The following is a 21,615-nucleotide window of genomic DNA, read 5'->3' on the forward strand; positions in this document are numbered from 1 at the left end:
CCGGGCCAAGGCCCGGGGCCCGTGACGCAAACCCGGGCCAAGGCCCGGTCTACCCCATCAACGCCGCGTCGAACGGATAGGTCGTCAGGTTCTCGTAGCCGTCTTCGGTGATCAGCACCTGATCTTCCAGCTTGATGCAGAAATCGCCACCTTCCTCGCCGATCAGGGCCTCCACACACAGCATCATGCCGGGCTCCAGTACGTAATCGAAAGCGGCCTCGTTGAAGTGATCACCGTAGGCGACGTGGGGCCACTCATCGCAGAGGCCCACACCGTGCATCCGGCACGAATACTTGCGCTTGTCGTACTTCGGATCCAACTGGTGCCCGCCGAAAACCAGTTCCTTGATCGAGACGCCGGGGGCCAGAAGTGCCATGTTCTCCATGATGTGGGCGTGGCCGTGCTGCATGGCCGCGATCATGTCGGGGCGCGGGGCGTCGGGACCGGTCCACCATGTGCGCGAGATGTCGACACACATGCCGTAGCAGCCGATCAGATCCGTGTCCAAGGCGCTGATTTCATTGGGCAACAACGTGCGGGGGCCGCATTCCTGGAACCATGGATTTGTGCGCGGGCCGCTGGAAAACAGTCGCGTCTCGATCCATTCGCCGCCGCGTTTGATGTTCTCGGCATGCAGGACGGCCCAGACCTCATCCTCGGATTTGCCGGGCGCGATGGCGTCTTCCATCGCCTTGAGGGATTTTTCGCAGGCATCCACGGCACAGCGCATGGCGAGGATTTCGTCAGGGCCTTTGATCTTGCGGGCGTGCTCGGTGATGAACTCACCGTCCTTCAGGTCGAACCCGCGCGCCTCCAGCGCATGGGCGCCGTGGAGCATGATCTTGTCGACCGCCAGGCGCTTGTTACTGCCCGCATGGGCCGCCATGATCTCGGCCACCTGGCCGCTGAACTTCTCGGCCGCGACATCGCCCCGGTCGCCGGTGGAGAAGTAGAACATCGACGCCCCGGAAAGGACCTCGCGCACCAGCGGGTTGTGATCGGCCAGAAACGGCGCGTTCTTGTATTCCCACAGAACCATGTGCCCATCGGCGCAGACAAGGCAGGCGCGAAAGGGGTTGTGCGCGTTCCAAAGCTGCATGTTGGTGCTGTCGGTGGCGTAGCGAATGTTGAGCGGGTCGAAGACCAGCACGCCGCCGTAGTCATTGGCCTGCAATTGACCCACCAAACGATCGAGCCGGAATTGGCGCATGGTTTGAAGGTTGGGCAGGATCAGGCCTGCGGCCTCCCACTCGGCATAGGCCAGCGCCGTGGGCCCGATCTCGATCCGATCATTGTCGTTGAGGGTGCCATCGGGCAGCATGACGCCTTTGGTGGGGTCGATCTTGCGGATGTCGCGGCGATAGGCTTGGTTCATGGTCGCTCTCCCTTGGGATCAGCGTTACGCGGGACACGCGCGCCCGCCTGTCAGATCGCGGCGCGAAAAGGTCGGAAATGAACCATGTTTTCCACGATCACTTGCCCACGGCCCCTTGGATGGCCGAGGCGACGCGGCGGTTGCCCGGCGTTCAGCCCTTGGCGGGATATCACGAGTGGTTGGCCCGCGATGAGGCATTTGCGGGTCAAATGGCCCTGCGTGATCGCTTGGTGGCAGAGCGGCGCGGCGATGTGATCGCGACCTCTCCGGGGTCCGAGGCGGCGGTGGATGAGTTGTATGAAGAGGTGCTTCATGCCCTTGCGGGGCGTGCCTGGTACGCGTGGCACTCAGGGGGCCTTGAGGGTACGTGCACCCGCCCCGATGGCGTCGTCGTGCCGCTGAATTCACACGACAAGCTTGGGACCTTGGCGCGATTGGTGCAACAGGATCTGTGCCTGATGGAAAAGCCTGAAGGCGCCGATGAGCACGTGCTGACGGCGGCGGTACTGTGTTTCCCGGCGTCCTGGACGCTGGCGCAGAAGATCGGGCGCCCTTTGTCTGCGATCCATGATCCGGTCGCCCCCTACGACGCGGAAATGGCCAGGCGCGTGCAACGGCTCTTCGACAATCTGCGCGATGACACGCCCCTGTGGCGGCAGAATGCGATGATCTACCAAAAGCCGGACTTGTATCATCCGCGCCTGGAAGATGATCCGCGCGACGATCACGAGGGCGGTGGGTATTTGCGATCAGAAAAGCAGGTGTTGCTGCGCCTGGTCGAGACGCGGGCAGTGGTCTTCTCCATCCACACCTACATCGTGCGGCTGGAGGATCTGACCCAGGCGCAGCGGGCGGGGTTGGCGGAGCAGGGCGAGGGGGCGTGACGTTTCGCGCCCCGTCCAAGCCGCGCGCATGTGGCCCGGTGCGGGATATGAGTTGTATTTGGCAAGATGAAGCGGGGAGCAGCGCTCTACTTGAAGTGCTTGGAGAGTTTCAGGCCCTGGCCCTGGTAATTCGACGCGATGCCGGTGCCGTAAAGCTGGGTGGGGGCGGCGGCCATGGTCTCGTAGACAAGGCGGCCGACGGTCTGGCCGTGTTCCAGCACGAAAGGCGCCTCGTGGCAGCGCACTTCCAGGACGCCGCGCGCAGGCACGCCATGCCCGAAGCCGGGGTCGAAAAAACCTGCGTAGTGGACGCGGAATTCGCCGACCATGGCCAGATACGGTGCCATTTCAGCGGCGCAATCAGGCGGGATCGTCACGGCCTCGCGGCTGACGAGAATGTAGAAAGCGCCGGGGTCGAGGATGATCTGGCCGTTGTCGCTGTGGATTTCTTCCCAGAACTCAGACGTTTTGTGGGTGCCGATCTGGGTCAGGTCGATGACACCGGTGTGCGGCTTGGCGCGGTAGCCCACAAGCGTGGTATCTTTGGGCGAGAGGTCGACAGAGAAGCCAAGGCCGTCGTCGATCAGCGGCTCTTGGTCGACCAGCGGGGTGTCGGCATGGCGCGCCTTCAGGGCCGCGTCCGACAGGACCGCCTGGCCGCGTCGGAAGCGGATCTGGTTCAGGCGCAAGCCAGGCTCGATCTTTACCGAGAAGGAGCGGGGGCAAATCTCGGCATAAAGCGGGCCCTTGTAGCCCGCCGGGATGCGGTCGAATTCCACGCCGCCGTCCGCGATCACGCGGGTCAGGCAATCCACGCGACCGGTCGATGACTTGGCGTTGCACACTGCCGTGATGTCTTCGGGCAGGGCGAGGCCTTCCATCAGCGGCACCACGTAGACGCAGCCCTTCTCCAGCACCGCGCCGGGGGTCAGGTCCATTTCGTGCATGGTGAACTCGGGCAGGCGGTCGGCCACGGTGCGGCCAGCGCCCGTCAGAAACGAGGCGCGGACACGGTAGGCGCGGGTCCCCAGGCGCAGATCAAGGCTGGCGGGCTGAACCTGGCCATCGGGGATGGCGGGCGTGGCGTAAATCGCGCCCGCGTCGATCATCGCGGAGATCGCGTGATCGGGCAGGACGCCCTGGGGGGCGGTGGGGGAAAAGGAATCAGTCATGGTGTCACCGCTGATACACGGGCCACGCGGGTTCAACAATTCCAAGAGGTGGCAGGGAGGTAGAGCGAAGAAATGGTCGGGCTAGCAGGACTCGAACCTGCGACCTTCCGTCCCCCAGACGGACGCGCTACCAGGCTGCGCCATAGCCCGACTGACGGCCCTTCTAAGGATTTCTGAGGGCGGCGCAAGGGGCTGTTCGCAGTTGCGTTCACCCGATGGTCGCGCCGGAGGACATCCGGTCGCGGAGCTTGGCAAGCGCCATGATCTGCGGACGCAGGACGGCGCGTTGCGGGCCGGGAAGTTGAGACAGGGCCGCGAGAGCGCCGAGGGCGCCTTCGGCGGGGTCGGCGGGCGGAATCTGAACCGCCACCGCTGCCGATGCGATTGCCGGGGCTGTCGGCTCGGGCGAGGGGGCGGCAGTGGGCAGCGGTGCCTTGACCGGTGCGGCCTCAGGCTCGGCGGGGGTGTCTTCGGTGTCTTCCTCGGGTGTCGGCGCGGCCTCGGCGACGGCAGCGGCTTCTTCAAAGGCGGGGGCTTCCTCGGGGGCGGGAGCCGCGTCCGGGAGGGGGGCGTCTTCCGGGATCGGGGCCGCTTCGGGGGCCGTGATTTCAGGCTCGGACGATATCGGGTGGTCTGGTATCGGGTGGTCCGGTTCTGGGGCCGGGGGCGCGGATTGTTCAGGCTCGGGCGCGTCGATCGAAACGGCCTCATCGGCCTCTTGTGCCTCTTCGCTTTCGGCAGCAGCGTCCTCATCCCAGACATCAGAGGCGTCCAGCTCGACCACCTCGGCATCTTCGACCAATTCATCGATCGAAGGCGACAGCGAGGTCACGGCCTCCAGGCCCTCATCGGCGATCAGTTTCTGAACGCCCCGAATGGTCATGCCGCGATCATGGAGCAACACCTTGATTCCGCCCACCAATTCCATATCGGCAGGGCGGTAATAACGCCGCCCCCCGGCGCGTTTCACGGGCTTGATCTGGTTGAATTTCGATTCCCAGAACCGCAGCACATGGGCCGCAACATCCAGCCAATCTGCGACCTCTCGGATCGTGCGGAAAGCTTGGGCGGATTTGGGCATGGGTGCGGTCCTCTGCTCAAGCCCCCCGTTGGCCGGAGGGCCGATTGTCTGTGCCTCTGGCTGCTCACCCTCTGGCGGGGCGATGCAGCGTCGTCTTGCGCCGTGGCGCGGGCGTTAGCTGCGGTTGCCTGCGGCGAGCCTTTAGCTGCGGTTGCCTGCGGCAACACGGTCCTTCATCAGGTGTGACGGCCGGAACGTCAGCACGCGGCGCGGACTGATCGGCACTTCCTCACCGGTCTTGGGGTTGCGGCCGACGCGAGCCGTCTTGGAGCGGACCGAAAACGTCCCGAAGGAAGAGATCTTCACCTGCTCACCGTCGACCAACGCGTCCGACATCATTTCCAGCACACGCTCGACCAGTTGCGAGCTTTCATTTCGCGACAGGCCCACTTCGCGGAACACCGCTTCGCTCAGGTCCATACGCGTCAAAGTCTTAGCCGACATATTGTTTCGTCCCCCATGTTTGAGAGACAGGATGAATTATGCGGTTTATTTAGTCAATCCAGTGTGTTGCGCGGTGACGTTTCACCGGCACCTGAACGCCTACCAGCGCATCACCACGGCGCCCCAGGCAAGGCCCCCGCCAATGGCTTCCGTCACCAGCAAATCGCCCGATTTGATGCGCCCGTCACCCACGCCCACAGACATCGCCAAGGGGATCGAGGCAGCAGAGGTATTGCCGTGATCCTGGACCGTCACGATGACCTTATCCATCGGCAGGCCGAACTTCTTGACCGTCCCGGTGATGATGCGAATGTTGGCCTGATGGGGCACGATCCAGTCGACATCCGCGATGCCCACACCCGCCTTCGCCAAGGCTGCTTCGGCAGTTTTCGTAAGTTTTTCAACGGCATGGCGGAAAACCTCCTTGCCCTGCATGCGCAGGACACCGGCGGTCCCGGTGCTCGATACACCGCCATCCACATAAAGCAGGTCGCGGTGGCTGCCGTCGGAATGCAGGTCCGTCGACAAGATGCCATGGTCGTCCGACGTGCCCGCACTTTCGCGCGCCTCAAGGATCAGCGCGCCCGCGCCGTCGCCGAACAGGACGCAGGTGGTGCGGTCGGTCCAATCCATGATCCGGCTGAAGGTTTCCGCGCCGATGACCAGCACCCGTTTGGCCTGGCCCGAGACGATCAGCGCATCGGCGTTGGCCAGCGCATAGACGAATCCAGCGCAGACCGCTTGCACGTCAAATGCGAATCCCCCCGCCATCCCGAGGCCCGCCTGCACCATCGTGGCGACCGAGGGGAACGTCAGATCGGGGGTCGATGTGGCCACGATGACGGCGTCGATGTCATCCGCCTCCAGCCCCGCGTGGGCCAAGGCCTTGGTCGCGGCGGCAATCGCCATTTGGCTGGTAGTCTCACCCTCGGCGGCGAAGTGGCGCCGCTCGATCCCGGAGCGGGACTTGATCCAGGCGTCCGAGGTCTCAAGACCCTCCATCGCCTCGAACTCGGCGTTGGGGACGATGCGTTCGGGCAGGTAATGGCCGATGCCAACAGGAACCGCCCGTATCGTAAGACCCGGTGTCATTGAGGCAATTCCTCTTTCTGTATGGCAAGACTGGCCGCCGCTTCCGACTGCGCGATGCGCGCCGCCAATCTTTTGTGGAACCCGGTGGCCGACAGCTGTGCCGCAAGGTTGATCGCCGCGGCGACGCCCGTGGCGTCCGCCGAGCCGTGGGATTTGACCACCGTGCCGTTCAGGCCCAGGAACACGCCGCCGTTCACCCGGCGGGGGTCGATGCGTTTGATCAGGCGCCGCAGGGACGTATAGGCCAGCAACGCCGCAATGCGCGAGAACGGGGTCTTCTTGAAGGCCTCGCTCAGGCGCTCGCGGATCATGCGCGCGGTGCCTTCGCCGGTTTTCAGGGCGATGTTGCCGGTGAACCCATCGGTGACGATGACGTCGACGCGGTCCGAGGGCAGGTCACCGCCCTCCACGAAACCCACGAATTCAAAATCTGCGGCAGGGGCGGCGCGGGCGATCAGATCGGCGGCGACCTTCAGTTCGGCCTTGCCCTTGTGCTCTTCGGTGCCGACATTCAGCAACCCGATGCGGGGCCGGGGCAGGTCCAGGCCGTTGCGCGCGTAGCTGGCCCCCATCAGCGCATATTGCAGCAAATCCTCGGCATCGGCGCGGATGTCCGCGCCCACATCCAGCATCACATTGAAGCCCGACGGGTTGCGTGAGGGCCACAGACAGGCAATCGCGGGGCGATTGACGCCCTCCAACCGGCGCAGACGGATCGTGCTGATCGCCATCAAGGCCCCGGTGTTGCCGCAGGACACGGCGACAGAGGCCTCGCCGGCGCGCACGGCCTCGATCGTCGACCACATGGAGGTGTCTTTGCCATTGCGCATAACGTGGGACGGCTTGGCGTCCATCGTGACCACGCCCTCGGCGTGCCGGATCTCGCAGATCTCGGCCAACCCGCGCTTCTTGGCGATCAGACGCTCGATCTCGGGCCTGTTGCCATGCACGATGAAGCGCAACTGCGGGTTCTTGGCGGCAGCTTTCGACAGGCCGGCAACAACGGACGTAGGGCCAAGATCGCCCCCCATCGCGTCAATGGACAAGACGGTGTGTACCACCGCATCTTCCGTCAACGCTGCACCGTCGCTCATGTAATCCGGCCCGCCTTAGGTCAGGCGGCAGTTAGGCCGCGTCTTCGTCGAGATCGACTTCGTCGGCCTGAGCCACAACTTCACGCTCGTTGTACACGCCGCACGAAGGGCAGACATGATGGGGACGCTTCAGCTCGCCGCAGGACGGGCATTCGTTGGGGTTTGCTGCAACCAACGCATCGTGGGAGCGGCGTTGACCACGGCGGGACCGCGTAATTTTACTCTTGGGGACAGCCATGTCACAACCTCGGGTTTAGGACCGCGCCGCCCTTGCAGGGCCTTGCGTCACGTATCAAAATTCGTCTCGCGTGCCGATCACTTTGGTGCCAAATTCAGACCAACCGCGAAGCTTCGCGGCAAGGCCCAGGCGACATCGAAACCGGGGTGCGAATGAGGCCGGGAACATACTCCGATTCCGCAGCCATGCAAGCCCTATTCCCTGCGGCCTCTCGGGGCAATGGGTGATGGGCAATTACCCCTACTTTTCAGGGTCATTTTCATCCTTGGCCAGCTTATCGCGCAGCGCTGCCAGCCCGGCAAGGGGCTTGGCGTCTTCATCGGTCATCGGTTTCACGCCGGGGGCGGCGAAAACCGCCTGTCCCAACGCGACCCCTTCGGCGCGGGGGTAATCGGGCAGGGCCAGGGCCAGCGCCTCGGTCATCAGGTCGTGCAGGTCAAGCGTTTGGGGCAGGGGCTCGGCCGTGTCGTCTTCTGGGATCTCAAAGTCTTCCACCGTGGGCTCGGGCATGTTTTCCAGGTAGCTGCGCTCGACCGCCACATCGATGCGGGTCGTCACTGGCTCCAACGTCACGACGCATTCCTGCACCGCGGTCGCCCCAAGCTGGCCTTGCAGGTGCCAATCATATTTGCCAACCGCCGTCAGCCGCCCCGTGAAGCGCAGTTTCTTCAAGCCGCGCAGAGACAGGGCCTCGGCGATCCGCTTGCGCGTCTCTGCGTCAGGCTCCATGGAAAATTCGGTATCCGAGGCGCGGCTCAACCGCGCAAGGGGCAGTACATGGGGGGTCATCGGGCCTCCGTCTCAATAAGTGTGGGGCGGTAACAGATCCGGAGGGCGCTTTGCTTGCCCCAAGCGCGCCCCTGCGTTAAGCCGATATTCAGCTTCGTGTGCGTTCGCAAGTCGTGTACGGTGCCACCGTTTGGATCGCCCCGCGCGATTTGAGCAAAACAGAGCCTCCAATGGGGCCACCAGAGCATGTTCAGGCAGGACCATTCGTGATGCGTCAGTCTTTCTTCTCCGCCATCCGCCCGGCAGTCCGGCGCGTTGGATTTGGTTTGGCCCTTGCGGCCGGGTTGACCGCCTGCGCGGCCACCTTCACCAACCACGGCTACGTGCCGCCGCCCGAATTGCTTGACGAAATCGGCATCGGCAGCTCACGCGAGCAGGTGGCCGAGATCGCGGGCGCCCCCGGCACCGGCGGCGTGATGCGCGATGAGGCGTGGTTCTACACCCAATACCGCGTGCGCAATTTCACCTACAACGCCCCGGAGGTGATCGAACGCGACATCGTCGCGATCTCGTTCAGCGATGCGGGCCGGGTCACGAATATCGAACGTTTCGGGCTGGAAGACGGCCAGGTCGTGCAGTTGTCGCGCCGGGTCACCGAAAGCTCGGTGCGCGACATCGGGTTCCTGCGCTCGATCCTGTCGAACTTCGGCCGGATCAGTCTGGGTGATGCAACCGACAACTGATCTTGCTTGTGGCGAAGCGCCGATGCGCCCATCTTGAGGGTAATCATTTGGCGGGGCGGGTGCTGTGAACGAGCCGATGTTGACCCTTCGCAAAGGCCGTTACCTGGCCCGGACCGCGGCAACGGATGCGGACCGAGAGGCGGCGCAGCGCCTTCGGGCGTTGGCTTTTCACGCGGCGGTCGGCATCGATCTTGATCCCCATGACGCCGAGTGCACCCATGTCTTGATCGAAGACCAACGCGATGGCGCGCTTGTCTGTTGCTTCCGCCTGTTGCCCCTACGCAGCGGTGCCGAGATCGCGCGCAGCTATTCCGCCCAATTCTACGATCTGTCGGCGCTGGCGGATTTCGCGGGCCCGATGGTCGAGATGGGGCGGTTCTGCATCCATCCAGAGCGCCGCGACGCCGATATCCTGCGCGTCGCCTGGGGCGCGTTGACGGCCTTTGTCGATGCCCACGGCGTCGAGATGCTTTTCGGATGCGCCTCCTTTCCGGGCACCGAGGCCGGTGCCTACCATGATGCCTTCGCGCTTCTGCGGGACCGTCATTTGGCGCCGCAGCGCTGGCTGCCCCGGGTCAAGGCCCCGACGGTGTTCGAATTCGCCCGCCGGGTGCGCCGCAAGCCGGACCTCAAGGCCGCCCAGGCCGCAATGCCGCCGCTGCTGCGGACCTATCTGCTGATGGGCGGCTGGGTCAGTGACCATGCGGTGATCGATCAGCACATGGGGACGCTGCATGTCTTCACGGGGCTGGAGATCCGCGCCGTTCCGCCCACACGCGCGCGCTTGTTGCGCAGTGTCGCGGGATAAGGGTGGAGGATTTCCTCATTAGGCCGACCCCACGGTGTTGCCTATAGCTCAGGTCTTGATCCCTTTTTGCGGAGAATAGCCCATGCCCCGAACGTCAGATCCCAAAAACCCCGTCATGGACCTGTTGGCCAGGTCCTCTGCCCCCACGTTGGTGGGCGGCACCTTGCTGCCAGAGGCCAGCGCCCGGCCCTTTGTGGCGCAATACGGGGTGGGTCGGCCGGGATCGGGGAAGACAACCGGGGCGATGGTGCCGCTGATCATTGGTGCGGGGCTTGTTCTGCTTTCGCTGATCGTTGCGATCAGCGCGCTGCGCAACGGCGGGGTGACGATGAATTCCGGCATGGGGATCGGCCTGCCGCTGGTCATCGCGGCTTTCATTGCAGGTCCCGCGCTGTTTCGGGCCAAGGATGGCACGCGGCAATGGCGGCGGACCGCACAGATATTTGCCGACCGGGTTGAGGTCACGGATACCGCCGGTTCCGTCACGGCGACATGGACCGCGCCGATTTCGGAATACACAGACGTTCACCAAAGCTACGTTTGGCTCAGTTCGCCGGACGGCGACGGCGACGGGCTCGAGTTGGAAGTCATCTTGCTGCGGCACCCGGATCCGGCCAAGACCATCTATGTAAGCGGGACGCGCAAGGTCATACTGGGGAACATGAGCTTTTCGGATATGGTCAAGGCGGGCCGGGAGGGCCGCAAAGACGATGTGGTGGCGGCTGCCGGGGATACGCGCAACCTACAGGTGGAGGCCTTGGTTGACGCCTTGACCAAAGAAACAGGCCTGAGCCTTGTGCAGGACTTCGGGGCGTGAGCACACGGCCATTCCCGTAAATGCCACGCGCCGTGTTGGGGGGCGCTGACAGCGGCGCGGGGCCCTGACGCCGTGGGCCCCGCGTGGCCTGACCGGCCGCCGTCAGGCAGCTTGGCGCAGCCGCCGCTGGTGCTTGCGGCGCGTCCATGTCGTATCGATCCATGTGCCCCCGAGGGTGCGCAGCTCGGCCCCGGTGCCGCGTTTGAAATGCGCCAGGCCAGGTGCAAGATCCTTGTCTGCGGCACCTAGGTCAATCTGCTCTGCGCCCATCGCCTGCAACTCTACCATCGCGCGCCACATGCACGCGGGTCCCGCCGAAAGCCTGCGCCCTTCCGGCGTGCTCCACCCGATCTGATAGGTGGCGTCCTTGCCATGGCGCAGGAAGAGCATCGCCGCAACCCGACGCCCCAGATGATAGGCGGTGAAGACCTGAACGGCACCGGGCTTGCAGGCGGCCATGGCCGCAATCATCTCGGGCGGGAGGGGTTGATACCACTTGCGAAGGGATTGCAGGGCTTCTGCCTTGAAAAGCCAGAACTTTTTGTCAGGCGGCATGGGGCGGCGGCGGATCACGAGGCCCTGAGCCTGTCCATGGCGCAGCCTGTTGCGCCACTTCTGGTTCAGCCGTGCGGCCATGACATCGGGGGAGGGGTCAAGCGGTAGCTCGGCCATCACGCGCGGCGCGAAGATCCGATGAAACCCGGCGTCGGCCAAAGCGTCCGCATCGGCAGCCGTCTCTGCATTTACCACGAGGTGCTGCGCGCGAAGGCGATCGCGCAATCCCATCGCCTCATCCCGCGATACTTTCAACTCGGCCCGCGACAGCAGGGCCATGTCACCCACGACGGGCAGCTTGCGCCGCAACACCAGCGCGCGCCGCGTGCCGATGTCCACCATCGCCGCGTCACTGCCCAGAAGGCGCGTGGCTTCCAGCCACAGCATGGTTTGCTGCAACGGCACGGCGCCCGTCGTCAAAACGCCGGGCTGGGGAACGGCGAATTGCCGGGGCGTGGCGGCGCGCAAAGGTTCTGACGAGAAATCGAACATAGAATGAACATTTCCCTGAATCCCTGAATCTAGGGTTAACGCCGCGCCGTCCGGTGCCTTATTCCTGCAAAATCACCAGGGCATGGCGCTTCTTGCCAGCGCTCAGCTTGATCGGCGCACCCAGATCGCCCGCGCCAACCATCAGGCCGGCATCGGTGATGGGGGCGTCATTCATCCGCGCGCCGCCCTCGGCGATCAGGCGCTTGGCGTCCTTGCCGGATTTCGCAAGGCCCGACCGGGTGATCAGCTGCACGATGGAAATTCCGTCGCCAAGGTCGTCGCCGGACAGCGTCAGCGTGGGCAGATCATCGCCCGTGCCGCCCTTCTCGAAGACCTCTTTCGCCGTCGCTTCCGCCGCGGCCGCCGCCTCGGCCCCGTGGCACAGGGTCGTGACTTCATTGGCCAGAATGATCTTGGCCGAATTGATCTCGGCCCCTTCCAGCGCGCCCAGGCGATCACAGTCGGCCACGTCCAATTCCGTGAACAATTTCAGGAACTTCGCTACGTCGGCATCGTCCACGTTGCGCCACCATTGCCAGAACTCATAGGACGACATCCGGTCCTCGTTCAGCCACACGGCGCCATCGGCGGATTTGCCCATCTTCTTGCCGTCCGCCCGCGTCACCAGCGGCGTGGTCAGCCCGAAGGCCTCGCCCGCATCCACGCGCCGGATCAGGTCCGCGCCCGAGACGATGTTGCCCCATTGATCCGATCCGCCCATCTGCAACACGCAGCCATGGCGGCGGTACAATTCGAGGTAATCGTAGGCCTGCAACAGCATGTAGTTGAACTCGATGAAGCTAAGCGCCTGCTCGCGGTCCAGCCGGGATTTCACGCTGTCAAAGGCCAGAAGGCGGTTGATGGTGAAGTGCTTGCCGATATCGCGCAGGAAGTCGATGTAGCCCAACTTGTCCAGCCATTCGGCATTGTTAACAAGCGGGCTGTCCGTGGGGCCGTCGCCATACGAAATGTAGTTGGCAAAGACGGTGCGGATGCCATCGGCGTTGGCGTTGATCTGCTCGACCGACAGGATCTTGCGCATCTCGTCCTTGCCCGAAGGATCGCCGACCTTGGTGGTGCCGCCGCCCATCAGCGTGATCGGGCGGTTCCCGGTCTTTTGCAGCCAGCGCAGCAGCATGATCTGCACGAGGTTTCCGATATGCAGGCTGGTCGCGGTCAGGTCAAAGCCGATGTAGCCGGTGATCGGCCCTTCAAGCAGGCGCTCGTCAAGGCCTTGCAGGTCGGTGCAATCAGCAAGGAACCCCCGCTCGACAATGATACGGAGGAAATCGGATTTGGGCTGGTAGGTCATGGGATGTCCGCGCAAGAGTTGGCCCCGAACAAGAGGGGGCCGGGAGGGTCTAGCGGGAATGGCAGGCAAGGAAAAGAGGCCCGGGGCGAAACAGGGCGCGGTTTGGGCGGCGGGCGCGATGTCGGGCACGTCCTTCGACGGCGTCGATGTGGCGGTTGTGTGCACCGATGGGCTCAGCATCACGGATTTCGGAGAGGCGCGAAGCGTGGCTTATTCAGCGGCAGACCGTGAGGTCCTGCGCGTCGCCATGGGGGCTTGGCCCGGTGAGGCGCGGGCCGAGGCCGCCGCGCGGGTGGTTGAAGCTGCGCATATCGCGGCGCTGGTGGATCTGCCGCCGGTGGAACTGCTGGGGTTTCATGGTCAGACCCTGGCCCATGATCCGGCGGGGCTACGCACGCATCAGGCGGGGGACGGCGCCGCGCTGGCGACGGCGCTGGGGGTCGAGGTGATCTGGGATTTCCGCAGTGCGGATATGGGCATGGGCGGGCAGGGTGCGCCGCTGGCCCCCTTCTTCCATTGGGCCTGTGCGCGCTGGATCGGGGCGACGGGACCGGTGGCGTTCCTGAACCTTGGTGGCGTCGGCAACATAACCTGGGTCGATCCAAGTGTTGAGGGGCCCGAGCTGCCCGGCGCATGCGTCGCCTTCGATACCGGGCCTGCCAATGCGCCGATCGATGACCTGATGGCGGCGCGCGGCCTTGGGGCCTTTGACGCGGACGGCGCGCTTGCGGCGCAAGGCGAGATTGATCTGGGCGTGCTGGAGGCGACACTGGAGGGGCCTTGGTTCGATATGGTGCCGCCGAAGTCTCTGGACCGCGACGCCTTCTCGGGACTGCTGGACGCGGTCGCCGGGTTGAACGACGCTGACGCGGCGGCGACCCTGACGGCGGTTTCCGCCGGGGCTGTGGCACGGGGATTGCCGTATTTGCCCGCGCGCCCAAGGCAGGTGCTGGTCGCGGGGGGCGGGCGCAAGAACGCGACGATGATGGGAATGCTGGCCGAGGCGTTGGGCTGCAAGGTTTGCGTCGTGGAAGAGGTGGGCCTGAACGGCGACGCGCTGGAGGCGCAGGCCTTCGCCTATCTCGCGGTGCGCGTGGCGCGGGGCCTGCCGACCTCGGCGCCGGGAACGACGGGTGTGGCGGCTGTGGTGGGCGGGGGGCGCAGATCACGGCCGGGTGTTGCCGCCATCCCCTGATCCTTCCCCCTAGGCACGGGGAATGTCGAAGCCGTCCCGCGCCAAGGTGAAGCCCTCGAACTGGAACCCGGGCGAGACGGTGCAACTGACCAGCGTGTAGTCGCCCGTGGTGCGCGCCGCCTGCCAATGGCCTTCCGGCACGATCAATTGGGGCGCGCCCCGGCTCAGATCCGGGGTCAGCAGGTGATCGCGCGCGGGGCCTTCATCGGTTGCGGCCATCGACAGGACCAGGGGTGCGCCGGAATGGTACAGCCAGATCTCTGTCGCATCGACCCTGTGCCAATGGCTGGCCTCTGCGCCCTTCAACAGGAAGTAGATGCAGGTGCCGCTTGGGCGGCCCCCGTTCGTTGTCGCATTGTCGGCGACCCAGGTTTGGCGGTAGTGGCCCCCCTCGGGGTGGGGGGCCAGGCCAAGCGTTTCGATGATCTCGTCTGCTGTCATTCCGCCGCGCCATTGCCTTGGGCTGCCGGAGGTGTCTGGACCGGCGGATCAATCGCCTCTGGCGTCGGGGGCGTGGCCGGGGACTTCGGGCGCGCGTTCAGGGCGCTGTCGGCCAGACCTTCCACGCCATTCTCAAGGCTCAGACCCAGTTCGTCGCCCAACTTGCGCAGGGCGGGCATCTGCACCGCCATGCCCATGATCGAATCGAGCGCCTGATTGACAACGGGCTTGTCGCCCGACTGGCCGCCGCCTCCGCCGCCGTTCATGCCACCCAGGCCACCGACCTGGTGGATCTTGATCTCTCCGATCTTTTCCACCGGCTTGACCATCTGCTCCATGATGCCAGGCAGGGCCGCGATCCGGGCCATGTCGACCTTCATCGCAACGATCTGCTCGGACAGCGCATTCTCGGCCTCGGTGATGGCGCGGGTGCCTTCCGCTTCGGCCAGCATGTCCTTCTTCTTGGCTTCGGCCCGGATCGAGATCGCGTCGGCCTCGGCCTGGGCTTCTTCCCGGCGGGCGTCGGCGCGGTCTTGCGCGGCGTCCTTCTCGGCGGCGGCGGCAAGGCGGATCTTGGTGGCCTCCCGCTCGGCCTCGCGGGCGGCTTCGATCAGCGCGATCTGCTTGGTCCGTTCGGCCTCGGCCACATCACGGGCGGTTTGCACGGCCTCGGTCGCCTTGGTTGCCTCGGCCCGCGCCAGATCGGCAGAGGCGCGCGCGCGGCTTTCTTCCTCGGACTTCTGCTGGATGATGATCTGGCGTTCCTGTTCGGCCACTTCCAGCTCGCGCTCCTTGGTGATCTCGGCAGCGCGGATGTTCTTCTCGCGGGCGATCTCGGTGGCGCGGACCTGCTCTTCCCGGGCGATCCGGGCGCGCTCACTTTCGCGCAGGGAATCCTCGCGGCGCAGCGCAATCTCCATCTCCTGGGCGGCCTTCATTGTCTCGATCTCTTGCACCTGGGCGATGGCGGCCTGCTCTTCATCCTGCTGAATGCTCAGCTTCTGGCGTTCGGCTTCCATGCCTGCGCGGCGCACGGCAACGTCGGCCTCTGCGGCGATCTCTGCGCGTTCTTTCTTCGACTTGGCGATCACCTCGGCCAGCTTGCGCATCCCGACCGCGTTGAACGCGTTGTTTTCATCAAGGCTGTCGAACGGCGTCTGGTCCAGCGCTGTCAGCGACACGGATTCAAGCGACAGACCGTTCTTCAACAAATCCTCGGAAATCGCGTTCTGCACCTGTTGCACGAAATCCGAGCGATTCTCGTGCAGGTTGTCCATCGTCATCTTCGCGGCCACGGCGCGCAGGCCGTCGATCAGCTTGCCCTCGATCATCTCGCGCAGTTGGTCCACGTAGAACGTGCGGTCGCCCAACGTCTGCGCGGCGCGCGCGATGCCTTCGTCGGTCGCCATGACACTGACGTAGAACTCCACACCCACATCGACGCGCATCCGGTCCTGGGTGATCAAGGCACCTTCGCCCGTTCGGCGCACTTCAAGGCGCAGGGTCTTCATGTTGACGGGCGTGACTTCATGCAGAAGCGGGATCACCAGGGTGCCGCCATCCATGATGACTTTCTTGCCGCCCGCGCCGGTCTTCACCAGCGACAGCTCGCGCGTCGTGCGCTTGTAGAGGCGGCCGATAATAAGGCCTGCAAAGACCAGGAAGCCGACAACGGCGGCAACAATGATGAGGATGAATTCCATATTAAGGTCCTTTCAAAAGGGGGCGTGGGTCAAAAGGGGCGCATCGGGCGAAAAAGCTGCCTATAGCGCGATCAAACGAAACCCGCCGCTGGGGCGGTGGCGCAGAACAAGAACCTCTGTGCCTTGGGGAATGGTGTCTGCGTCCTTGAGGGGTTCGGCCCTCAGGTAGTGGGTGTTGCCATAGCGGTCCGTGACGCGAACCTCGGCGGGGGTGCCACGGCGGGCGGTGCCTTGGGTGACGGTGCCCTTGCGACGCCCCAACTGCCGGGACGAAACGCTCTGGCTTTCGGTCTTGGGGATCAACCGCGCGAACAACGCACCGAAACGACCGGTGAACCAGACCGCGGCCAGCGCGCTTGGGATCGCTGCGAGAAGGGCCGGGAAAGGCCCGCCGAGGGCGGCGATCGCAATGGCCTGCAAGGCCACACCGGCGACGCCGAAGGCCATGAACAGGCAAGCCAGCCAGATCAGTGTCGGCATCATGCCCAACCCTAGCCAGCCAAGGGGCGAGGGGGCGGCAGTGACCGATGCGCCTTCGGGCGCAAGCTCGATCCCGGTGGTGTCGAAATCCATTCCTTCAAGATCCAGCGCTTCTGCATCGAAGCCGTCCAGCCCGTCCAGATCCAGCCCGTCCAGATCCAGCGCTTCAAGCTCTACCTCGACCTCGAATTCCAGGTCGCCGTCCAGATCCGGCCCGTCCACCTCGGCGTTGTCCCCCATCAGGGATCCGCCAAGCATCAACACGACAAGCTCCAGGGCCAAAAGGCCGAAAAGCAGCGCCAAGGACAGGGTGAAGGGCATGAAAGGCCCTGACAGAAGTGTGTCGAGCATCGGGTGCGGTCTCAATTGTATACAGGTGTATACTGAATATGGGGTATCACGGATCTGTTACAAGGGCAGGTTGCTCGAAAAGAACAACGCGTGATGCCAGAGTTACCCCCCGCACCCGCCTTGGCAACGGCGTTTTTCCCGCAGTGACACCTGGCGTCGCGGTTAGATCCCGTGGCCGTCCGTGTCGGGCCCATCGCTCATCGGCAAATGCAAGGCGACCGTGGTTCCGTTTTGGCCGGTCTTGATCCTCAGGGCGCCGCCCGATTGTTTTGCAAATCCCAGTGCCATCGACAGGCCGAGGCCCGAGCCCTTACCGATTGGTTTGGTGGTGAAGAACGGCTCCATCGCGCGCTGCTGGACGTCCGGGGCCATGCCGGGTCCGTCATCGGCCACGCTGAAACAGAGGTGCGCATTGTCTTGCGACACCGCGAATTTTGACCTGGCCTCGGGGGCGGGACCGTGCATGACGTCCACGGCCAAGACGATCGACCCGTGACCTTCCAGGGCGTCATTGGCGTTGAGGATCAGGTTGAGCAGGGCAGAATTCAGCCCCTTGGCGTCGGCCAGCACGTAAGAGGCGGCGTCGGTCATGCGACATTCCAGTTGAACGCCAGCCGGCAAAAGCCGTTGGGCCAGCGTGCACAATTCATCGATCACGGCATTCGCATCAAGGATCCGGGCCTCCAATGGGGCACGGCGCCCATAGGCCAGCAATTGCGACACCAAGGCCGTCGCCCGAACGCTTGCGGCGCGCGCCTCATCCACCAACGCGTCCTGCTCAGGCCCTTCCGGCACCACGGCATACAGCTCCAGATTGCCGTGCAACGCCGTCAGGATGTTGTTGAAGTCGTGGGCGATCCCACCGGTAAGACGCCCGATGGCCTCCATCTCACGCTCTTCCTGGGTGCGCTCGGCCGCTTTGCGGACGTCGCGCCGGATGGATCGCGTCGTCCACAGGGCCACCGAGTAATATCCCCCGGTGATCAGGCACAAAAAGCCCATCACAGCTTGCGCGGCGAAGGAGGGGGCCTCGGGCAGAAACTGGTAGGCGATGATGGCAATGGCAGCCCATGCGATCACGATGTCGAGGGGTTGCACGATGTCGGGGGGTTCTTCCCGGAACAGGTTGAAGGCCCCCAGTCCAACCATCCCGAAGAACCCGCAGAAGTTCAGAACCATGTCGTCGGTCGAGATCAGATACAGCGGCAGCCACGCAAATCCCAAGGCCATGAAAACATGGCTCCCGATGCCGATGGACCACGCAAGCGGGTGGTGCTGGTCCGACGGCTGCAACGTGTAGTAGGACATCGCCAGACCGCCAAGATAGATCACGGCCCAGATCGGGCCGGTCAGCGCCCCGTCATAGAACCAAAGACCCAGTGCAGCCGCGATCACACTTACCACACGCAGCGCGACTTCCCAGCTTGTGCCGAAATGGGCGAACCACAAACGGTCAAGGTCCGACAACTCCTTCAGCTGACGGTCGACCTGATTTGCGTATTGATAATCATTCACTGGCGAAGAGCCTGCCCATAGGTGCGATATTTAAACCATACCTATGGGCAGTATTGCTGTCAGCCTGTGCTTTTCGTCAGGTTTTTGGCTGACTTGGCCTTAACCGCGCAGGATAGACCGCCCTGCGTAAACGGCTGTTTCTTCCAGTTGCTCTTCGATGCGGATCAACTGGTTGTACTTCGCCAGCCTGTCCGAGCGGGCCAGCGACCCGGTCTTGATCTGCCCGCAATTCGTCGCCACGGCCAGATCCGCAATCGTCGCGTCCTCCGTCTCGCCGGATCGGTGCGACATCACGCTCGTGAACCGCGCCCGGTGCGCCATGTTCACGGCGGCCAGCGTTTCGGTCAAAGTGCCGATCTGGTTCACCTTCACCAGAAGCGAGTTCGCGGCCTTGCGCGAAATGCCATCCTTCAGGCGCACGGGGTTGGTGACAAACAGATCGTCGCCCACCAGCTGTACCTTGTCACCCAGGGCTTCGGTCAGGGCGATCCAGCCGTCCCAATCGTCCTCAGACATGCCATCCTCGATGGAGAAGATCGGGTAATCCGCCACAAGCGCTTGCAGGTACGCCACGTTCTCATCGCTGCTCAGGCTTTTGCCCTCACCCTTCAACTCATACTTGCCGTCGCGGTAATATTCCGTCGCCGCGCAATCCAGCGCCAGCACCATGTCGTCGCCGGGCGCATAGCCCGCCTTCTCGATGCTCTTCAGCACGAAATCGAGCGCATCGCGCGTTGACGACAGGTTCGGCGCAAAGCCGCCCTCATCCCCGATGCCCGTGGACAGACCCGCCGCCGAAAGCTCGCCTTTCAAGGTGTGGAACACCTCCGACCCCATGCGCACCGCTTCCGCGATGGAGGTGGCCGAGACCGGCATGATCATGAATTCCTGGATGTCGATGGGGTTATCGGCATGCTCGCCGCCGTTGATGATGTTCATCATCGGCACCGGCAGCACGTGGGCCATGGTGCCGCCCACATAGCGATACAAAGGCTGCGCGGTGAACTCCGCCGCCGCCTTCGCCGTGGCCAGCGACACACCCAAAATCGCGTTCGCGCCCAACCGGCCCTTGTTGTCGGAACCATCCAATTCGCACATCGTCTGGTCGATCGCGACTTGTTCCGTGGCATCAAAGCCCACCAGCGTGTCGGCAATCTCTCCGTTCACCGCTTCCACGGCGGCCAGAACACCCTTGCCCTTGTAGCGCGCCTTGTCGCCGTCGCGCTTTTCCACCGCCTCGTAAGCGCCCGTGCTTGCCCCCGAGGGCACGGCGGCGCGGCCCATCGTGCCGTCTTCCAACGTCACATCCACCTCCACCGTCGGGTTGCCCCGGCTGTCGAGGATCTCGCGGGCATGGATATCGATGATAACGCTCATGGGGGCTCTCCTGAAGGATGGGTTGCAGGCGCTATAGCAGAGGCGGCGGCGGGCGCAAACGGCCCATTATCATTATTGTTAGCGGTAACATGTCACGCCATGCCGCCCGCCAGCCGCTCGCGCCACAGGGTGTAAAGGCCGGTGGCGATGACGATGGCCGCGCCGATCAGCGTCCACATGTCCGGCCGCTCGCCGAAGACGAAGAAGGCCAGGATCAGCGCGAAGACCAGACGTGTGTAGCGAAATGGCGTGACCACGGGGATATCGCCCACGCGCATCGCGGCCGTGACGGCGTAATAGGCGACCATGGCGAACATTAGCGCGCCGATCAGTTGCAGGGTCAGCGTGGCGTCTGGCATCGCCGCGCCGCCGGTGAAGGCCAGCAGGATCACCCCCGCCACACCGGCGGCGGCAAACCCCCATGCGGCCACCAGCAAGGTGGATACATCGCGCGGGATCGCCCGCGTCGACAGATCGCGCCCCGTCAGCCCCACGGCTGCGCCCAGGGCCCACAGGGTGTTGGCGTCAAACCCCTCCAGCCCGGGGCGCACGATGATCAACACGCCCAATAGGCCCACAAAAATCGCCATCCAGCGCCGCCAGCCCACGCTGGCCCCCAGAAACAGCGCCGCCCCAAGGGTCACCAGCAGCGGGTTGGCCTGGATAATCGCCGACAGCAACGACAACTCGATAGAGGCCAGCGCGATGATGAAACACATCGTTCCCACCACTTCCGAGGCCAGGCGAAACACGAACGGCCCGGTGAACAGGGCAGGGTCCACCACCCGCTCGCCGTTTGTGGCCGCCCAGGCCCCGAAGATCGCCGCGCCGCCAAAGCCGAAAATGGCAATGACCTGGCCCACGGGCAGGGCGCCCAAGGTCAGCTTGATGAAGGTATCCGCCAGCGCGAAGCCCAACATCGCCAACACCATCCAGCCCATTCCCTTGAGGTTGTCCATGCCCGCTCCTGTTTCCGTGCCTTCCGGCCCTGCGGCCCTACGCCCATAGGCAGGCCATGACCAGTGCGGCCGGGTTCACCAGACTGGAAAATCGCACGCCTTACGCCGCGCGCACCGGACACCTGCGAAGACGGGCGTGCGCCCGGATGAGGGGGGCACGCCCGCCGGGAAATCCTTAATGAAAGGTCAATAAAATTTGAAAAAGAAATAGAAACAATTACTTACGTGTGTGCTCAAGCTTGAGCACCTCACCGGAACGGCTCATTTCTTCTTCAATGGCACCCCGTATAACTCCAACCGATGCCCCTTCAGCCGATATCCCAGCTTCTCGGCGATCTTCTCCTGCAAGGCCTCGATGTCGGGGTCCACGAACTCGATCACCTCGCCCGAATGCATGTCGATCAGATGGTCATGATGATCGCGCTCCGCGTCCTCATACCGCGCCCGCCCATCGCCGAATTCCAACTTGTCGAGGATACCCGCTTCCTCGAACAGCTTCACCGTCCGGTAGACCGTCGCGATCGAGATTTTCGGATCCACCGCCGCCGCGCGGGCATAAAGCTCCTCCACATCCGGGTGATCGTCGGATCGCTCCAGCACCCGCGCAATCACCCGGCGCTGCTCGGTCATGCGGAGGCCCTTTGCGGCGCAGCGGTCCTCGATGGTGTCGGTCATGGCGGGTCCTCGCGCGATGCAATGGCGGTTGCAGGGCGCGGTCTACGTGATTTGCCCGCGCGGATAAAGACCGCACGGGACGG

The 21,615-nt window shown here is 64.2% G+C and carries 22 protein-coding genes and 1 tRNA gene; 5 read left to right on the plus strand and 18 right to left on the minus strand.

Annotation, left to right across the window (positions count from 1 at the left end):
• Positions 1-49: 49 nt before the first annotated feature.
• Complete coding sequence (dddP, locus tag KUL25_RS02220; RefSeq protein ID WP_257891435.1) at positions 50-1,375, minus strand: dimethylsulfonioproprionate lyase DddP; 1,326 nt, start codon at positions 1,373-1,375, stop codon at positions 50-52.
• Between the two features lie 77 nt (positions 1,376-1,452).
• Here dddP and KUL25_RS02225 point away from each other — a divergent pair, with 77 nt between their 5' ends.
• A complete protein-coding gene (locus tag KUL25_RS02225; RefSeq protein WP_257891436.1) occupies positions 1,453-2,259 on the plus strand; it encodes a heme-dependent oxidative N-demethylase family protein in 807 nt (268 codons plus the stop codon).
• Positions 2,260-2,345: 86 nt separating this feature from the next.
• Here KUL25_RS02225 and KUL25_RS02230 read toward each other — a convergent pair whose 3' ends face one another.
• The 8 genes from KUL25_RS02230 to KUL25_RS02265 all read right to left on the minus strand — a co-directional run bounded on the left by KUL25_RS02230 (position 2,346) and on the right by KUL25_RS02265 (position 8,169).
• Positions 2,346-3,431 (minus strand): 2'-deoxycytidine 5'-triphosphate deaminase, encoded by a 1,086-nt coding sequence (locus KUL25_RS02230; RefSeq protein WP_257891437.1) that lies wholly within the window; start codon positions 3,429-3,431, stop codon positions 2,346-2,348.
• A 73-nt stretch (positions 3,432-3,504) separates the two neighbouring features.
• Positions 3,505-3,581: transfer RNA gene (locus tag KUL25_RS02235), tRNA-Pro, on the minus strand.
• 58 nt (positions 3,582-3,639) lie between these two features.
• On the minus strand, positions 3,640-4,512 hold the full coding sequence (locus tag KUL25_RS02240; protein ID WP_257891438.1) for a MerR family transcriptional regulator: 873 nt from the start codon (positions 4,510-4,512) through the stop codon (positions 3,640-3,642).
• A gap of 141 nt (positions 4,513-4,653) precedes the next feature.
• On the minus strand, positions 4,654-4,956 hold the full coding sequence (gene ihfA, locus KUL25_RS02245) for an integration host factor subunit alpha (RefSeq protein ID WP_068353431.1): 303 nt from the start codon (positions 4,954-4,956) through the stop codon (positions 4,654-4,656).
• Between the two features lie 99 nt (positions 4,957-5,055).
• The gene (locus KUL25_RS02250; protein ID WP_257891439.1) at positions 5,056-6,048 is read right to left on the minus strand and encodes a beta-ketoacyl-ACP synthase III; all 993 of its coding nucleotides are present in this window, start codon (positions 6,046-6,048) and stop codon (positions 5,056-5,058) included.
• On the minus strand, positions 6,045-7,142 hold the full coding sequence (gene plsX / locus KUL25_RS02255; protein ID WP_257891440.1) for a phosphate acyltransferase PlsX: 1,098 nt from the start codon (positions 7,140-7,142) through the stop codon (positions 6,045-6,047). Before plsX ends, KUL25_RS02250 begins: the two co-directional genes overlap by 4 nt.
• A gap of 31 nt (positions 7,143-7,173) precedes the next feature.
• Positions 7,174-7,380: a 50S ribosomal protein L32 gene (gene rpmF / locus KUL25_RS02260; RefSeq protein ID WP_082916384.1), complete on the minus strand. Its 207-nt coding sequence runs from the start codon at positions 7,378-7,380 to the stop codon at positions 7,174-7,176.
• A gap of 240 nt (positions 7,381-7,620) precedes the next feature.
• Positions 7,621-8,169: a YceD family protein gene (locus tag KUL25_RS02265; RefSeq protein WP_257891441.1), complete on the minus strand. Its 549-nt coding sequence runs from the start codon at positions 8,167-8,169 to the stop codon at positions 7,621-7,623.
• A gap of 209 nt (positions 8,170-8,378) precedes the next feature.
• Between KUL25_RS02265 and KUL25_RS02270 the strand changes: the two genes are divergently transcribed.
• The 3 genes from KUL25_RS02270 to KUL25_RS02280 all read left to right on the plus strand — a co-directional run bounded on the left by KUL25_RS02270 (position 8,379) and on the right by KUL25_RS02280 (position 10,477).
• A complete protein-coding gene (locus KUL25_RS02270; protein WP_257891442.1) occupies positions 8,379-8,852 on the plus strand; it encodes an outer membrane protein assembly factor BamE in 474 nt (157 codons plus the stop codon).
• A 76-nt stretch (positions 8,853-8,928) separates the two neighbouring features.
• Positions 8,929-9,660: a GNAT family N-acetyltransferase gene (locus tag KUL25_RS02275; RefSeq protein WP_257891443.1), complete on the plus strand. Its 732-nt coding sequence runs from the start codon at positions 8,929-8,931 to the stop codon at positions 9,658-9,660.
• Positions 9,661-9,742: 82 nt separating this feature from the next.
• A complete protein-coding gene (locus tag KUL25_RS02280; protein ID WP_257891444.1) occupies positions 9,743-10,477 on the plus strand; it encodes a hypothetical protein in 735 nt (244 codons plus the stop codon).
• Between the two features lie 102 nt (positions 10,478-10,579).
• Here KUL25_RS02280 and KUL25_RS02285 read toward each other — a convergent pair whose 3' ends face one another.
• Positions 10,580-11,524 carry a GNAT family N-acetyltransferase gene (locus tag KUL25_RS02285; RefSeq protein WP_257891445.1) on the minus strand — a complete coding sequence of 315 codons (945 nt, stop codon included), beginning with the start codon at positions 11,522-11,524 and terminating at the stop codon, positions 10,580-10,582.
• A gap of 58 nt (positions 11,525-11,582) precedes the next feature.
• On the minus strand, positions 11,583-12,836 hold the full coding sequence (gene tyrS, locus KUL25_RS02290; protein WP_257891446.1) for a tyrosine--tRNA ligase: 1,254 nt from the start codon (positions 12,834-12,836) through the stop codon (positions 11,583-11,585).
• Between the two features lie 58 nt (positions 12,837-12,894).
• Between tyrS and KUL25_RS02295 the strand changes: the two genes are divergently transcribed.
• The gene (locus KUL25_RS02295; protein WP_257891447.1) at positions 12,895-14,031 is read left to right on the plus strand and encodes an anhydro-N-acetylmuramic acid kinase; all 1,137 of its coding nucleotides are present in this window, start codon (positions 12,895-12,897) and stop codon (positions 14,029-14,031) included.
• 9 nt (positions 14,032-14,040) lie between these two features.
• On the opposite strand, the gene KUL25_RS02300 is transcribed toward KUL25_RS02295, so the two are convergent.
• From KUL25_RS02300 to KUL25_RS02330, 7 genes are all read right to left on the minus strand, one after another.
• Positions 14,041-14,472, minus strand: coding sequence for a cupin domain-containing protein (locus KUL25_RS02300; RefSeq protein WP_257891448.1), 432 nt, complete (start codon positions 14,470-14,472; stop codon positions 14,041-14,043).
• Positions 14,469-16,175, minus strand: a complete 1,707-nt coding sequence (locus KUL25_RS02305) for a flotillin family protein (protein ID WP_257891449.1) — start codon at positions 16,173-16,175, stop codon at positions 14,469-14,471. Before KUL25_RS02305 ends, KUL25_RS02300 begins: the two co-directional genes overlap by 4 nt.
• Before the next feature lie 60 nt (positions 16,176-16,235).
• Complete coding sequence (locus KUL25_RS02310; protein WP_257891450.1) at positions 16,236-17,006, minus strand: OB-fold-containig protein; 771 nt, start codon at positions 17,004-17,006, stop codon at positions 16,236-16,238.
• Between the two features lie 162 nt (positions 17,007-17,168).
• Positions 17,169-18,521 (minus strand): ATP-binding protein, encoded by a 1,353-nt coding sequence (locus KUL25_RS21820; RefSeq protein ID WP_257891451.1) that lies wholly within the window; start codon positions 18,519-18,521, stop codon positions 17,169-17,171.
• Between the two features lie 99 nt (positions 18,522-18,620).
• Positions 18,621-19,898, minus strand: coding sequence for a phosphopyruvate hydratase (gene eno, locus KUL25_RS02320; RefSeq protein WP_257891452.1), 1,278 nt, complete (start codon positions 19,896-19,898; stop codon positions 18,621-18,623).
• 92 nt (positions 19,899-19,990) lie between these two features.
• The gene (locus KUL25_RS02325; RefSeq protein WP_257891453.1) at positions 19,991-20,857 is read right to left on the minus strand and encodes a DMT family transporter; all 867 of its coding nucleotides are present in this window, start codon (positions 20,855-20,857) and stop codon (positions 19,991-19,993) included.
• 261 nt (positions 20,858-21,118) lie between these two features.
• A complete protein-coding gene (locus KUL25_RS02330) occupies positions 21,119-21,532 on the minus strand; it encodes a Fur family transcriptional regulator (RefSeq protein WP_257891454.1) in 414 nt (137 codons plus the stop codon).
• Positions 21,533-21,615: the final 83 nt, after the last annotated feature.

Source organism: Gymnodinialimonas phycosphaerae (assembly GCF_019195455.1).
GTDB lineage: Bacteria > Pseudomonadota > Alphaproteobacteria > Rhodobacterales > Rhodobacteraceae > Gymnodinialimonas > Gymnodinialimonas phycosphaerae.

Coding starts and splice junctions, on each gene's coding strand:
- dddP (WP_257891435.1), bottom strand. CDS start 1,375: ATGAACCAAGCCTATCGCCGCGACATCCGCAAGATCGACCCCACCAAA.
- KUL25_RS02225 (WP_257891436.1), top strand. CDS start 1,453: ATGAACCATGTTTTCCACGATCACTTGCCCACGGCCCCTTGGATGGCC.
- KUL25_RS02230 (WP_257891437.1), bottom strand. CDS start 3,431: ATGACTGATTCCTTTTCCCCCACCGCCCCCCAGGGCGTCCTGCCCGAT.
- KUL25_RS02240 (WP_257891438.1), bottom strand. CDS start 4,512: ATGCCCAAATCCGCCCAAGCTTTCCGCACGATCCGAGAGGTCGCAGAT.
- ihfA (WP_068353431.1), bottom strand. CDS start 4,956: ATGTCGGCTAAGACTTTGACGCGTATGGACCTGAGCGAAGCGGTGTTC.
- KUL25_RS02250 (WP_257891439.1), bottom strand. CDS start 6,048: ATGACACCGGGTCTTACGATACGGGCGGTTCCTGTTGGCATCGGCCAT.
- plsX (WP_257891440.1), bottom strand. CDS start 7,142: ATGAGCGACGGTGCAGCGTTGACGGAAGATGCGGTGGTACACACCGTC.
- rpmF (WP_082916384.1), bottom strand. CDS start 7,380: ATGGCTGTCCCCAAGAGTAAAATTACGCGGTCCCGCCGTGGTCAACGC.
- KUL25_RS02265 (WP_257891441.1), bottom strand. CDS start 8,169: ATGACCCCCCATGTACTGCCCCTTGCGCGGTTGAGCCGCGCCTCGGAT.
- KUL25_RS02270 (WP_257891442.1), top strand. CDS start 8,379: ATGCGTCAGTCTTTCTTCTCCGCCATCCGCCCGGCAGTCCGGCGCGTT.
- KUL25_RS02275 (WP_257891443.1), top strand. CDS start 8,929: ATGTTGACCCTTCGCAAAGGCCGTTACCTGGCCCGGACCGCGGCAACG.
- KUL25_RS02280 (WP_257891444.1), top strand. CDS start 9,743: ATGCCCCGAACGTCAGATCCCAAAAACCCCGTCATGGACCTGTTGGCC.
- KUL25_RS02285 (WP_257891445.1), bottom strand. CDS start 11,524: ATGTTCGATTTCTCGTCAGAACCTTTGCGCGCCGCCACGCCCCGGCAA.
- tyrS (WP_257891446.1), bottom strand. CDS start 12,836: ATGACCTACCAGCCCAAATCCGATTTCCTCCGTATCATTGTCGAGCGG.
- KUL25_RS02295 (WP_257891447.1), top strand. CDS start 12,895: ATGGCAGGCAAGGAAAAGAGGCCCGGGGCGAAACAGGGCGCGGTTTGG.
- KUL25_RS02300 (WP_257891448.1), bottom strand. CDS start 14,472: ATGACAGCAGACGAGATCATCGAAACGCTTGGCCTGGCCCCCCACCCC.
- KUL25_RS02305 (WP_257891449.1), bottom strand. CDS start 16,175: ATGGAATTCATCCTCATCATTGTTGCCGCCGTTGTCGGCTTCCTGGTC.
- KUL25_RS02310 (WP_257891450.1), bottom strand. CDS start 17,006: ATGCTCGACACACTTCTGTCAGGGCCTTTCATGCCCTTCACCCTGTCC.
- eno (WP_257891452.1), bottom strand. CDS start 19,898: ATGAGCGTTATCATCGATATCCATGCCCGCGAGATCCTCGACAGCCGG.
- KUL25_RS02325 (WP_257891453.1), bottom strand. CDS start 20,857: ATGGACAACCTCAAGGGAATGGGCTGGATGGTGTTGGCGATGTTGGGC.
- KUL25_RS02330 (WP_257891454.1), bottom strand. CDS start 21,532: ATGACCGACACCATCGAGGACCGCTGCGCCGCAAAGGGCCTCCGCATG.